The sequence below is a fragment of the Mycobacterium sp. SMC-15 genome (genome assembly GCF_045310925.1).
Taxonomy (GTDB): Bacteria; Actinomycetota; Actinomycetes; order Mycobacteriales; family Mycobacteriaceae; genus Mycobacterium.
Window position 1 is genome coordinate 144,609 of the sequence record NZ_JBJIAJ010000004.1, and the last position, 12,499, is coordinate 157,107.

Annotated in this window: 14 protein-coding genes; 12 read left to right on the top strand and 2 right to left on the bottom strand. The window is 67.1% G+C overall.

Annotated elements, in window-relative coordinates; all coding sequences use genetic code 11:
* Positions 1-3 precede the first annotated feature (3 nt).
* The 9 genes from ACJH71_RS07600 to ACJH71_RS07640 are packed head-to-tail and all read left to right on the top strand — an operon-like array spanning position 4 to position 6,741.
* A complete protein-coding gene (locus tag ACJH71_RS07600; protein WP_406757620.1) occupies positions 4-243 on the top strand; it encodes a dihydrodiol dehydrogenase in 240 nt (79 codons plus the stop codon).
* Positions 240-1,040 carry a 3-(cis-5,6-dihydroxycyclohexa-1,3-dien-1-yl)propanoate dehydrogenase gene (gene hcaB / locus ACJH71_RS07605; protein ID WP_406757412.1) on the top strand — a complete coding sequence of 267 codons (801 nt, stop codon included), beginning with the start codon at positions 240-242 and terminating at the stop codon, positions 1,038-1,040. Before ACJH71_RS07600 ends, hcaB begins: the two co-directional genes overlap by 4 nt.
* Positions 1,037-1,762: a class II aldolase/adducin family protein gene (locus ACJH71_RS07610; protein WP_406757413.1), complete on the top strand. Its 726-nt coding sequence runs from the start codon at positions 1,037-1,039 to the stop codon at positions 1,760-1,762. Before hcaB ends, ACJH71_RS07610 begins: the two co-directional genes overlap by 4 nt.
* Positions 1,762-2,511 carry a protocatechuate 3,4-dioxygenase subunit beta gene (gene pcaH, locus ACJH71_RS07615; protein ID WP_406757414.1) on the top strand — a complete coding sequence of 250 codons (750 nt, stop codon included), beginning with the start codon at positions 1,762-1,764 and terminating at the stop codon, positions 2,509-2,511. Before ACJH71_RS07610 ends, pcaH begins: the two co-directional genes overlap by 1 nt.
* Positions 2,504-3,052 carry a protocatechuate 3,4-dioxygenase subunit alpha gene (gene pcaG, locus ACJH71_RS07620; RefSeq protein WP_406757415.1) on the top strand — a complete coding sequence of 183 codons (549 nt, stop codon included), beginning with the start codon at positions 2,504-2,506 and terminating at the stop codon, positions 3,050-3,052. Before pcaH ends, pcaG begins: the two co-directional genes overlap by 8 nt.
* On the top strand, positions 3,049-4,248 hold the full coding sequence (locus ACJH71_RS07625) for a lyase family protein (protein ID WP_406757416.1): 1,200 nt from the start codon (positions 3,049-3,051) through the stop codon (positions 4,246-4,248). Before pcaG ends, ACJH71_RS07625 begins: the two co-directional genes overlap by 4 nt.
* Positions 4,245-5,405 carry a 4-carboxymuconolactone decarboxylase gene (gene pcaC, locus ACJH71_RS07630; RefSeq protein WP_406757417.1) on the top strand — a complete coding sequence of 387 codons (1,161 nt, stop codon included), beginning with the start codon at positions 4,245-4,247 and terminating at the stop codon, positions 5,403-5,405. Before ACJH71_RS07625 ends, pcaC begins: the two co-directional genes overlap by 4 nt.
* Positions 5,402-6,070 carry a 3-oxoacid CoA-transferase subunit A gene (locus ACJH71_RS07635; RefSeq protein ID WP_406757418.1) on the top strand — a complete coding sequence of 223 codons (669 nt, stop codon included), beginning with the start codon at positions 5,402-5,404 and terminating at the stop codon, positions 6,068-6,070. Before pcaC ends, ACJH71_RS07635 begins: the two co-directional genes overlap by 4 nt.
* On the top strand, positions 6,067-6,741 hold the full coding sequence (locus tag ACJH71_RS07640) for a 3-oxoacid CoA-transferase subunit B (RefSeq protein WP_406757419.1): 675 nt from the start codon (positions 6,067-6,069) through the stop codon (positions 6,739-6,741). The genes ACJH71_RS07635 and ACJH71_RS07640 overlap by 4 nt, the downstream gene beginning before the upstream one ends.
* A gap of 59 nt (positions 6,742-6,800) precedes the next feature.
* Here ACJH71_RS07640 and ACJH71_RS07645 read toward each other — a convergent pair whose 3' ends face one another.
* Together ACJH71_RS07645 and serA are read right to left on the bottom strand one after the other, a co-directional pair.
* Positions 6,801-7,811 (bottom strand): 3-isopropylmalate dehydrogenase, encoded by a 1,011-nt coding sequence (locus ACJH71_RS07645; RefSeq protein WP_406757621.1) that lies wholly within the window; start codon positions 7,809-7,811, stop codon positions 6,801-6,803.
* Positions 7,812-7,813: 2 nt separating this feature from the next.
* Positions 7,814-9,400, bottom strand: a complete 1,587-nt coding sequence (serA, locus tag ACJH71_RS07650) for a phosphoglycerate dehydrogenase (RefSeq protein WP_406757420.1) — start codon at positions 9,398-9,400, stop codon at positions 7,814-7,816.
* A gap of 292 nt (positions 9,401-9,692) precedes the next feature.
* On the opposite strand from serA, the gene ACJH71_RS07655 reads away from it, so the two are divergent.
* The 3 genes from ACJH71_RS07655 (at position 9,693) to ACJH71_RS07665 (ending at position 12,432) form a co-directional block, all read left to right on the top strand.
* Positions 9,693-10,163, top strand: coding sequence for a DUF4262 domain-containing protein (locus ACJH71_RS07655; RefSeq protein WP_406757421.1), 471 nt, complete (start codon positions 9,693-9,695; stop codon positions 10,161-10,163).
* Positions 10,164-10,189: 26 nt separating this feature from the next.
* A complete protein-coding gene (locus tag ACJH71_RS07660; RefSeq protein WP_406757422.1) occupies positions 10,190-11,623 on the top strand; it encodes a phytoene desaturase family protein in 1,434 nt (477 codons plus the stop codon).
* A 185-nt stretch (positions 11,624-11,808) separates the two neighbouring features.
* Entirely contained in the window at positions 11,809-12,432 is a 624-nt protein-coding gene (locus ACJH71_RS07665) for a hypothetical protein (protein ID WP_406757423.1), read from the top strand.
* Positions 12,433-12,499: the final 67 nt, after the last annotated feature.

Sequence of the window (12,499 nt, forward strand, 5' to 3'; positions counted from 1 at the left end):
CTGATGGCCAATGCGGTGGGTGACGCCATAGCCATCGCCAACGAGTTCACCGAAGTCACGCTGCGCCGGGTCGATACTCGCAACGGTTCGCGGCTGCTGATCGCTTCACCGAAGTCGGGACAGTGGATCAGTCTCGATGCCCTGGAACTTGAAGCCTTAACCTGGCAGAACACCTACACATTGGCCGCGATGGTCGGCAAGATGCATCAACCGCTCCTCGCAGACGACAGTGACCTGCCATGACCCGATGGCTGGACGGTAAGCGTGCGCTGGTCGTCGGCGCCGGCTCGGGCATCGGCCGAGCAGTCGTTGACGCATATCTCGACGAGGGAGCCCAGGTCGCGGTGCTGGAACGCGATCGGTCGAAGTGCGATGCCTTGGCACGTCAGCTGCCCGAAGTGCCGGTGACACAGGGCGATGCGACCACTGCCGAGGCAAACGAACGCGCTGTCGCAGCAACAGTCGCGGCATTCGGCGGCCTGGACACGCTGGTCACCTGTGTCGGGATCTTCGACTTCTACAAGGGAATCACCGACATCTCGACCGAAGAGCTGGCGCCGGCCTTCGACGAGATGTTCACCACGAACGTGCTGAGTTATCTGCAGTCGGTGAAGGCCGCCATCCCTGCGCTTCAAGCCCAGGAGCGGTCGTCCATCGTTCTCACTGAGTCTGCGTCGTCGTTCTATCCCGGTCGCGGCGGCGTACTTTACGTCGCGTCGAAGTTCGCCGTGCGCGGCCTCGTCACCACTCTCGCCTACGAACTCGCCCCGAACATCCGGGTCAACGGCGTTGCACCGGGCGGCACGTTGAACACCGACCTGCGCGGTTTGCAGAACCTGTCGCTCGACCAGATCCGCCTTGACGACACCCCCAACCGGGCCCGCGATCTCGCCGCACGCACCCCGCTCAATGTCGCACTCACTCCACAGGACCACGCTTGGAGCTATGTCTTCCTGGCATCGGACCGGTCCCGCGGCATCACCGCAGGGAGCACACATCCCGACGGTGGATTCGGAATGACTACCGGGGGTACAGCGTGACCGCCGACTATCTGGCGCCGCTGCGGCTGGAGGTCGCCCAGGCATGCCGAGTCGCTGCCGCCCGGGGCCTGGTGGACGGCATTCTCGGACACATCAGTGCCCGAGTCGACGAGGAACACCTACTCATGCGGTGCCGCAGCGACTCTGACGACGGCGTCGCATTCACTGGTCCCGACGACATTCGGCTGATCCGCTTTGACGGAACACCGGGCATGCCAGGCGAACTGGACGGGTATCGGGTGCCTAACGAGCTGCCGATTCACGTCGAAACCCTGCTGGCCCATCCCGAACACCGGGCAGTGGCCCACCTGCATCCGGCGGCCGTCGTGGCCGCCGACCTGGCGGGCATCACGATAGAACCCATCTACGGGGCCTTCGACATCCCTGGCGCATGGCTCGCGCGTCGGGGCGTCCCGGTGTACCCGAGGGCCGTGCTGATCCGCACCGCAGAACTCGGCAAGGAGATGGTCGCCGCCATGGCGGGCAAGCCGGTGGTGATCTGCCGCGGCCACGGCATCACCAGTGCCGCAGCCACCGCTGCCCGGGCTGTCCTGCAGGCGATCAGCCTGGACCAACTGGCTTCGATGTCACTGCGGGTCCGCTCCGCGGGCGGCACATTGAGGCCGATCGACGAATCGGATTGGGCGGATCTGCCCGACCTTGGTCCCTCATTCACCGCGGATGCCGCGTGGCGCCACGAACTGGCCCGGCTGGAGCGGTGATGACGGGTCAGGCGGAGATCAGCGCCGAGATCGCGGCGATCCAGGTCGAGTACTCGCGCGCGGGCATGCAAGAGAGCCAGCCGAAGCTGGACTATCCGCCGTACCGCAGTAGCGTGCTGCGCCATCCCAAGAGTCGGCTCCACCTCACGGATCCAGAGGGCATCGAGCTACAGGCGCCCTGTTTCGGCGACGGCGACCTCGGCCCGGGCGACGCCGATCTGACCGCGCAGCACACCGGCTCGCCGATCGGTGAGCGGACCGTGGTGACCGGGCGAATCCTCGACGGTGACGGCAGGCCCGTGCGCAAGCAACTCGTCGAGATCTGGCAGGCCAACGCCAGCGGGCGCTACATCCACCAGGGCGATCAGCACCCCGCACCGTTGGACCCCAACTTCACCGGAGCAGGGCGTTGCCTCACCGACGACGACGGGTGTTACCGGTTCACCACGATCAAGCCCGGCCCGTACCCCTGGCGCAACCACCACAACGCGTGGCGCCCCGCGCATATCCACTTCTCCTTGTTCGGCAGTGATTTCACGCAGCGGATGATCACCCAGATGTATTTCCCCGGCGACCCGCTGTGCGCGTTGGACCCGATCTACCAGTCGATCACCGACCAGAAGGCCCGTGATCGGCTCGTCGCGCTCTACGACCACGACATCACCAGCCACGAATGGGCTACCGGCTACCGGTGGGACATCGTGCTCACCGGTTCAGCCGCAACGCCTTTCGAGGATCACGATGACTAATCGGACGGCCACTCCCGGGCAGACCATCGGCCCGTTCTTCGGCTACGCGTTGCCGTTCGAGCGTGGTAGCGAACTCGTTCCCCCCGGCTCAGTCGGTGCCATCCAGCTGCACGGCACCGTCACCGACGGCGCCGGGGCGCCGGTTCCCGATGCGCTGTTGGAGATCTGGCATGCCGATTCGGACGGCGTCGTGCCAACCTCGAGTTCACTTCGTCGCGACGGCGACACCTTCACCGGGTGGGGACGCGCCGCAACAGACGCCGCCGGCCGTTACTGCTTCACGACGGTGAAACCCGGAGCATCCCAGCAGTCGACACCATTTATTGCCGTCGCCGTGTTTGCGCGGGGCCTGCTGAACCGGTTGTTCACCCGTGCCTATCTGCCGGGAGATCAACTCGACGCAGACCGACTGTTGAGTTCCGTTCCTGCTGACCGTCGCCATACGCTCATCGCGGTAGCCGACGAGCAGGGCTTTCGCTTCGACATCAGACTGCAGGGCGCCGACGAGACGGTTTTCCTGCGCTACCGGGGGCAACCATGACCGACTTGTTGTGGCCCGGCGACCACCGGGCAGGACAGATCTTCAGCGACGCGGCGTACCTGGCTGCGCTGGCGCGGGTCGAAAGCGCCTGGCTCGGTGTGCTTGTCGACTCGGGTATCGCACCGGCGACGGCGCGGTCCGACCTATCTGCGGCGATCACCGCAGCCGACGTGGAACCGGTGGCCGTAGCCGCCGAGGCGACCGGAAACCCGGTGCCCGGCCTGCTCGCATTGCTCCGGGATCGCACCGGCCACGAATCGGCCCGCTGGCTGCACCGCGGCCTGACCAGCCAGGATGTCGTCGACACCGCACTGATGCTGTGCCTGCGCGACACGCTGGACCGCGTTCGCAGCGAACTCAGCAGGCAGGTACGCACCGTGGCCGCGCTGGCCGAAACCTACCGTGACAGCCCCATGCTGGCCCGCACGTTGACCCAGCCCGCTTTGCCGACAACGCTCGGCATGAAGTTCGCCCATTGGCTGACCGGACTTCTGGATGGCGCCGACTGTGTCGCGGCACTGCCGGAGCTTTCAGTGCAGGCCGGCGGCGCCGCGGGAACCATGGCCGCTGCCACCGAGCTGACCGGCTCACCCACCGATGCCCTCGCCCTGTCCGGGCGCCTGGCCGCAGCCCTTGGTCTTGCCGAGGGCCCACCGTGGCACACGACTCGATCAGTCATTACTCGCGTGGGTGACGCGTTGGTGACATGTTGCGACGCCTGGGCCCACATCGCCAATGACGTTGCCGCAAGCAATAGATCCGAGGTCGGCGAATTGGCCGAGGGCAGCGGCGGCGGTTCGTCGACGATGCCGCACAAGAACAATCCGGTGTTGTCCCTACTGATCCGCCGTACCGGATTGGCGGCACCGTCGCTGGCCGCCGGCTTGCACGCCGCGTCGGCCGCCGGTGTCGATGAGCGCTCCGACGGCGGCTGGCACGCCGAATGGGCCGCCCTGCGGACCTTGTCCCGCAATGCCGTAGCCGCCGCGTCGCAGACCACAGACCTACTCGCCGGCCTGGTCATCGACACCGATCGCGCCGCGGCCAATCTTGCGTCCGCCGGTGACCTGCTCGGCGAACAGCGGGCGATGACCGAACTGACCGGAAATACCGCTCGTCGCGACTACACCGGGGCGACAAGCCATCTCATCGATGCCGTGTTGCAGCGCGCACACCACTGGATGGAGGCAACATGAGCGTGCCGCGGCTGGTCGGCACTGACTTCGGCGGACCACCGAACGCGGACCTGCTCCTGCTCGGGCCATCGCTCGGGACATCGGCAACCGCCCTGTGGGGCTTAGCCGCTGAACAACTCGCCGAGCGCCTGCGCGTCATCGCGTGGGACCTTCCCGGCCACGGTCGTAGTCCAGCAGCTCCTGCCTTCCGGATACCGGACCTGGCGGCAGGCGTGCTGGCCTTGGCGGACGAGATCGCGCCGCGCTCGGCGTTCCATTACGCCGGCAATTCGATCGGTGGTGCGGTCGGTCTGCAGCTGCTGCTCGATGCCCCCGAGCGGTTGTCGAGCGCCACGCTGCTATGCACTGGCGTCGCCATCGGTCGGGCCGAGGATTGGGCGACGCGTGCCGCCACCGTGCGCACATCGGGTACCGGCGCGGTCGTCGAGGCCTGTCTGCAACGCTGGTTCGCACCCGGTTTCATCGATCGGGCGCCGGGTCTGGTCGCGGCGCTGGTGGATGCGTTGCGCGGAACCGACGACGAATCGTATGCCCAGGCATGTGTGGCACTGGCCGACTTCGATGTCACCGCACGACTCGGTCAGATCGCCGCACCGGTGTTGGCCATTGCTGGTTCCCGTGATGACGCCACTCCCCCAGAGTCGTTGGGGCGTATCGCCTCCGGTGTCCAACACGGCCGCCTGGTGGTGCTCGACGATGTCGGCCACCTTGCGCCCGTCGAGGCCCCCAAGGCGACCGTCAACCTCATCCTCGCCCATCTGATGGTGCGGGATCCGGTCTACACCGCGGGTATGTCGGTGCGCCGACAGGTCCTGGGCGACGAACACGTCGACCGCACGATCGCACGCACCACCGAGTTCACCGCCGACTTTCAAGACCTGATCACTCGTTACGCGTGGGGCAACATCTGGACCCGAGACGGCCTCGACCGACGCAGCCGCTCGATCGTCACCCTGACCGCCCTGGTGGCTCGAGGCCACCACGAGGAACTTGCCATGCATCTGCGCGCGGCGCGCCGTAACGGCCTGTCCAACGACGAGATCAAAGAGGTGCTGTTGCAGACCGCCATCTATTGCGGTGTACCCGATGCCAATACCGCGTTCCGCATTGCCACGCAGGTGCTGGGCGACCACGACAGCTCGGAGGGTTACCGGTGAGCCGTGCTGCGTTCTGTGACAGCGCTGCCGAGGCGGTATCCGGAGTCGCCGACGGCGCAACGGTTTTGGTAGGCGGATTCGGTTTGGCCGGCCTGCCCACCGTGTTGATCGACGCCCTGATCGCCCAGGGAGCTCGCGATCTGACCATCGTCAGCAACAACGCGGGCACTGCTGATACCGGGCTGGCAGCACTGTTGGCCGCCGGGCGGGTCCGCAAGCTGATCTGTTCGTTTCCCCGTCAGTCCGATTCCTACGTGTTCGACGGCCTGTATCGCGCCGGCAAGATCGAGCTGGAGCTGGTACCACAGGGCAACCTCGCCGAACGCATACGCGCCGCCGGTGCAGGCATCGGGGCGTTCTACTGCCCCACTGGCGTAGGCACGCTGCTCACCGAGGGCAAAGAGATTCGGACCATCAACGGCCGGGACTACGCGCTGGAGTATCCGATTCACGGGGATGTCGCGCTGATCCGCGCCCATATCGGAGACCGCATGGGAAACCTGGTGTATCGCAAGACCGCCCGCAACTTCGGCCCGGTGATGGCCGCCGCCGCCACCCTGACGATCGCCGAGGTGTCCCGTGTCGTCGACACCGGGCAGCTGGACGCCGAAGCGATCGTCACGCCGGGAATCTACGTCGACCGGATCCTGGAGACGAGCTCGTGACGTCGGCCTCTGCGAACACGATCGAGCACATTGATCGCGGCCCGCTGACCCGCGACGAACGTGCCGCAGTGATCGCCCGTGACATCCCTGCGGGTTCGTACGTGAATCTCGGCATCGGACAGCCCACGCTGGTCGCGGATCACCTGTCGCCCGACGACGCGGTGATACTGCACACCGAGAACGGCATGCTCGGCATGGGCCCCGCAGCCCGCGGCGCGGACGTCGATCCCGACCTCACCAACGCCGGCAAGATTCCGGTCACCGAGACTCCCGGGGCCTGCTACTTCCACCACGCCGACTCCTTCGCGATGATGCGAGGCGGGCACCTCGATGTGTGCGTGCTGGGAGCACTACAGGTCAGTCAGTGCGGCGACCTGGCCAACTGGCACACCGGGGAACCGGGCGCAATCCCGGCCGTCGGTGGCGCCATGGACTTGGCGATCGGCGCCAAGGACGTGTTCGTGATGATGGACCTGTTCACCAAGGACGGTGCCGCCAAACTGGTTCCGTCGTGCACCTATCCGCTGACCGGTCTGCGGTGCGTCAGCAGGGTCTATACCGAGTACGCCATCATCGACATCGACACGACTACCGGAACGATTCGGGCCCGTGAAACCTTCGGCATCACCGCCGCTGCCCTGGCGGCGAGATTGCCCGTCAGCTTCAGCTAGCCCAGCACCCATCCACGATGATGCGGCCCAACGCCATGGGGCGCGTCACCATCGCCGTGTCAGAGCAGGTTCAGAATCCGCTCTCCGGTGGCCACGGTAGACAGCTTCTGCCCACCGCGGGTAGCCAGGTGCTGCTCGACGGCCGCATCGACCCGGGCGGCGGCCTCGGGCTCGCCGATGTGGCCCAGCAGCATGGCCACCGACGTCACCGCCGCGGTCGGGTCGGCGATGCCCTGCCCGGCAATGTCGGGCGCACTGCCGTGCACCGGCTCGAACATCGACGGATTGGCACCGGTGGCGTCGATGTTGCCGCTGGCCGCCAGGCCGATCCCGCCGCAGACAGCACCCGCCAGGTCGGTGATGATGTCGCCGAACAGGTTGTCGCTGACGATCACGTCGAACCGGCCCGGGTCGGTGACCATGTAGATCGTGGCGGCGTCGACGTGGGTGTAGGCGGTCTCGACGTCCGGGTAATCCTTGGCGACTTCGGCCACCGTCCGGGTCCACAACGATCCCGCGTAGGCCAGCACGTTGTTCTTGTGCACCAGGGTCAAGTGCTTACGGCGAGCGCGGGCCTTCTCGAAGGCGAACCGGACCACTCGGGCCACCCCGAACGCGGTGTTGACGCTGACTTCGGTGGCGACCTCGTGGGGGGTGCCGACCCGCAGCGCCCCGCCGTTGCCGGTGTAGGGACCCTCGGTCCCTTCGCGCACCACCAGGAAGTCGATCTCCGGCGGATCGGCCAGCGGGCTCGTCACCCCCGGGTACAACCGGCTGGGACGCAGATTGACGTGGTGGTCCAGGGCGAAGCGGGCGTGCAGCAGCAGGCCGCGCTCCAGCACACCCGAGGGCACCGACGGGTCACCGATCGCGCCGAGCAGGATCACGTCGTGGCCGCGGATCTCTTCCAACACCGAATCCGGCAGGACCTCGCCGGTGGCGTGATAACGCTTGGCGCCCAGGTCGTATTCGGTCTTCTCTGTGCCCGGGAGCACGGCGTCGAGCACCTTGACGGCCTCGGCGATAACCTCCGGGCCGATCCCGTCGCCGGGGATGACGGCAAGCTTCAGGCTCATGTCAGGTCTACCTCTTCAATCTTGTTGGCGCCGACCGCAGCACTGATCGCCGACTCCACATCGGCGGGCACCTGGCGATCGACCCGCAGCAGGACGGTCGCCGCAGGGCCTTCGGCGTCCTCGGACAGCTGCGCGGCGTGGATGTTGATGCCCGCCGACCCCAGCAGAGTGCCGATCTTGCCCAGCGCGCCAGGCTGGTCGGAGTAGTTGATGATCAGGTTGACGCCTTCGGCCCGCAGGTCGAAGTGCCGGCCGTTGATCTCAACGATCTTCTCCACCTGCTGGGTGCCGGACAGCGTGCCGGCAACGGTGACGGTCGAGCCGTCGGCGGTGACCGCCTTGAGCTCGACGACGCTGCGGTGGTTGGGGCTTTCGGTGGCGGTGCCGATCTCGGCGTCGACGCCGCGTTCGGCGGCCAGGGCCGGCGCGTTGACGAACGTCACCGGGTCTTCGATGACCGCAGAGAACAGCCCGCGCAACGCCGACAACCGCAGCACCCCAACGTCTTCGGAGGCCAGTTCGCCGCGCACCTGCACCGACAGCGACACCGGCAGCCCATCGGAGAGCGCGCCCGCCAGCAGCCCGAGCTTGCGCACCAGGTCCAGCCAGGGTGCGACTTCCTCACTGACCGCGCCACCGCCGACGTTGACCGCGTCGGGAACGAACTCACCGGCCAGCGCCAGCTTCACGCTCTTGGCGACGTCGGTGCCGGCCCGGTCCTGGGCTTCGGCGGTCGATGCGCCCAGGTGGGGGGTCACCACCACCTGCGGCAGGTCGAACAACGGCGAGTCGGTGCACGGCTCGGTGGCGAACACGTCCAGACCGGCGGCCCGGACGTGGCCGCTGGTGATCGCCGCCGCCAGGGCGGCCTCGTCGATCAACCCGCCGCGGGCGGCGTTGACGATGATCACCCCCGGCTTGGTCTTGGCCAGGTTTTCCGCGCCGATCAGACCCGCCGTTTCGGGGGTCTTCGGCAGGTGCACCGAGATGAAGTCGGCACGGCCGAGCAGCTCGTCGAGGGGCAGCAGTTCGATACCGAGCTGGGCGGCGCGGGCCGCCGACACATACGGGTCGTAGGCGACGATGTGGGCGCCGAACGCGGCCAGGCGCGCCGCGACCAGCTGTCCGATGCGCCCCAGGCCGACCACGCCGACGGTGTGGTCGTAGATCTCGGTGCCGGAGAACGACGACCGCTTCCACTGCTTGCCGTGCAGCGAGGCGTCGGCGGCCGGGATCTCGCGGGCGGCGGCGAGCATCAGCGCGATCGCGTGTTCGGCGGCGCTGTGAATGTTCGAGGTCGGGGCGTTGACCACCAGCACCCCACGGGCGGTGGCGGCCTCGACGTCGACGTTGTCCAGGCCGACCCCGGCGCGCGCCACGATCTTGAGCTTGGTGCCGGCCGCGAGGACCTCGGCATCGACGGTGGTGGCCGAGCGCACCAGCAGCGCGTCCGCTTCCGGAACCGCGGCCAGCAGCTTCTCCCGGTCCGGGCCGTCCACCCAGCGAACCTCGACCTGGTCGCCGAGGGCGGCGACGGTGGATTGGGCGAGTTTGTCAGCGATCAAAACCACGGGCAGAGTCACTCGGACAGCCTAGTGGCCGGTCGCAAGCCCGGCGGAGTCGGGCGCAGTGGGCCGGCCACCATCAGCACAGCGCCGGTCGCAAGCCCGGCGGAGCCGGGCGCAGTGGGCCGGCCACCATCAGCACAGTGCCGGTCGCAAGCCCGGCCCGGCCCATCCCCAGCCCCGAGATTGCACTGAGGCGGGCGCTGCGCCGATTTCACCCGCCTGAGTTCAATCTCGCGACGCGGGGCCCACTTCTTGTCGGACCCCCGGCGGACCCTGGGGTCAAATCGACCCGCAGGAAGGGGCACCTATGTGCTGGAAATGCGATCACCCGGACAGCACCGTCGAGCAGTGGCTGGACTCCATTCGCGCCACGGTGGATAAACACGGTTGGGCGGTGCAATACGTAGAGAGTGATCGCGCACCGTACGCCTACACGGTCGGCCTGCATGAACACGGCCTGCCTGAGCTGCTGGTGACGGGCCTGCCGCCGGATCGGACCGCCCGTTTGCTCAACAGTGTGGCCGCCTACTTGATGACGGGCGGACGGCCGCTGCCCGGCGAATGGATCGAAGTACCCGACGGTCCGCTGCTCGCCGTGGTTGCGGTGGAGCATCCCGACGCGCACATGAACGTGGCAATCGCGTTCTACGGCAGTGGTGTGCGGGCATTGCAGCTGGTGTGGCCAGATGAGCGCGGCCATCGGCCGTGGTGCCCCGAATTCGACAACGGCGGCGTCCGGCAGCCGGTATTGGGGGTACACCCCGATCTGGCCGCATAGCGCGGGCCGCTCCCTACTATCGACGGATGGATGTCACCGTCGTCGGTAGTGGACCCAATGGCCTGGCCGCCGCCGTCATCTGCGCCCGCGCCGGCCTGACGGTTCAGGTTCTCGAGGCCCAGCCCACGTTCGGCGGCGGAGCGCGCACTGCCGCCGATCCGGAATTCGGTGACGTTGCCCATGACATCTGCTCGGCGGTGCATCCGCTCGGCTTGGCATCGCCCTTTTTCACCGAGTTCGATCTGGCCGCCCGGGGTGTGCAGCTGACGGCGCCCGAGATTTCCTACGGCAATCCACTCGATGACCGACCCGCGGCGATCGCCTACCGCGACCTGGACCGCACCTGCGCGGAGTTGGAGCGCGGCTCGTCCTGGCGACGGCTACTGGGGCCGCTGGTGGCCGACAGTCGAGCCGTGGTGGGGTTTCTCCTCGGCGACAAGCGGTCGGTTCCGTCCGGGATCGCCACAGTCGCCCGACTGGGGTTGCGGATGGCCGGACAAGCCGGACCGGCCTGGAACGCGACGCTGTCCGGTGATGACGCCCGCGCCCTCTACACCGGGGTGGCCGCGCACACGATTTCACGACTGCCGTCGGTGACCTCTGCCGGCGCCGGCATGATGCTGGCGACGCTCGGTCATACGGTCGGTTGGCCGATCCCGGTCGGGGGCAGCCAGGCCATCACCGATGCCCTCATCGCCGACCTGACCACGCACGGCGGTCAGGTCGCCGCCGATACCCCGGTGAGCCGGCCACCCGGCGGCGTGGTCCTGTACGACACCGCACCGACCGCGCTGCTGTCGATCTACGGTGACGCGTTGCCGTCGCGGTATGCGAACGCGCTGCGCCGCTACCGGTTCGGTTCCGCGGCGGCCAAGGTGGACTTCGTACTCTCCGGCGAGGTGCCATGGAGCGATCCACGGTTGGCGCAGGCACCCACGTTGCATCTCGGTGGTGACCGCAACCAGATGGCACTGGCCGAAGCCGCGGTCGCTTCCGGGCGGCACGCTCAGCGACCGATGATCCTGGCGGCCTTACCGCATCTGGTCGACCCGTCCCGTATCGACGCCGCCGGACGGCGACCGATGTGGGCTTACGCGCACGTTCCGGCCGGCTCAACGGTCGACCAGGCCGAGGCTGTCACCGCGGGAATCGAGCGATTCGCCCCCGGCTTCCGCGACATCGTGGTCGCGGTCCGATCCGTTCCAGCCGCCCAGCTGGCACACCACAATGCCAACTACGTCGGCGGCGATATCGCCGCCGGAGGCAACAGCGCATGGCGGGCTCTCGCCGGCCCGACCCCACGGGTAAACCCTTGGGCTACAGCGATTCCCGGGGTGTATCTATGTTCGGCGGCCACTCCCCCCGGCGCCGGGGTGCACGGCATGGCCGGCTACTACGCCGCCCGCACCCTGCTGCGCCGCGAGTTCGGGATCAACCGGCTGCCGAGCCTGGCAGCCTGACCGGACCGCGTCCACGTTCGACGCCAGCGAAAACGTTGGCTTTGCGGGCACCTACAGTCTGCACAGATTTTTCCCAGTTAATTAGAGACATACTGCCAGCTTCGGTGTAGCCTCAGCTAACTTGTGTTGGGCGTTACAAAAACTCCCGGTAGTGACACAAGCCACACTTCACTTGAGGAGAAACCGTGCCAACCATCCTTCGTCCATTCGCCTTGGCGGGCGCTGCGCTCATCGGCGCCAGCGCCATCGCCGCAACTCCTGTGATCGTCGCCCCGGCGAACCCGCACATCCCGGCCATCGAACTCACCGCTGACGGCAGCGGTGTGTTCGATGGCGCCCTGGGCAACATCGACTTCTCCGGCATCTTCAGCGGCCTCGGCGACTGGCTGAACAACATCGACTTCTCCGCGATCTTCGGCGATCTGTTCACCAATCTCGACCTGTCCGGCATCTTCGACGATCTGTTCACCAACTTCGACCTGTCGGGGATCTTCAGCGGACTGACCGACTTCCTGGCTAACTTCGACCTCTCCGGCATCCTCAGCGGCTTCTTCGACAACTTCGACTTGTCGGCCATCTTCGGCGGCCTCGGCGACTTCTTCGCCAACTTCGACCTGTCGGGGATCTTCAGCGGGCTCACTGACCTGCTGACCAACTTCGACCTGTCGAGCCTGTTCGGTAACTTCGACCTGTCGAGCCTGTTCGACAACTTCGACCTGTCGGCCCTGTTCGACGACTTGGACCTGTCGAACCTGTTCTCGGGACTGGACCTGTCCGGCTGGCTCGACGGTTTGCTCGGCAGCCTGTAAGTACGACAAATGGCGAGTGGCCCCTTCCGGGGAAGGGGCCACTCGTCTTTGGGGATCTTCTTCGCCT

Bases quoted from the DNA above. Each gene is read 5' to 3' on its own strand.
- ACJH71_RS07600 (WP_406757620.1), top strand. From the start codon at position 4: ATGGCCAATGCGGTGGGTGACGCCATAGCCATCGCCAACGAGTTCACC.
- hcaB (WP_406757412.1), top strand. From the start codon at position 240: ATGACCCGATGGCTGGACGGTAAGCGTGCGCTGGTCGTCGGCGCCGGC.
- pcaH (WP_406757414.1), top strand. From the start codon at position 1,762: ATGACGGGTCAGGCGGAGATCAGCGCCGAGATCGCGGCGATCCAGGTC.
- pcaG (WP_406757415.1), top strand. From the start codon at position 2,504: ATGACTAATCGGACGGCCACTCCCGGGCAGACCATCGGCCCGTTCTTC.
- ACJH71_RS07625 (WP_406757416.1), top strand. From the start codon at position 3,049: ATGACCGACTTGTTGTGGCCCGGCGACCACCGGGCAGGACAGATCTTC.
- pcaC (WP_406757417.1), top strand. From the start codon at position 4,245: ATGAGCGTGCCGCGGCTGGTCGGCACTGACTTCGGCGGACCACCGAAC.
- ACJH71_RS07655 (WP_406757421.1), top strand. From the start codon at position 9,693: ATGTGCTGGAAATGCGATCACCCGGACAGCACCGTCGAGCAGTGGCTG.
- ACJH71_RS07660 (WP_406757422.1), top strand. From the start codon at position 10,190: ATGGATGTCACCGTCGTCGGTAGTGGACCCAATGGCCTGGCCGCCGCC.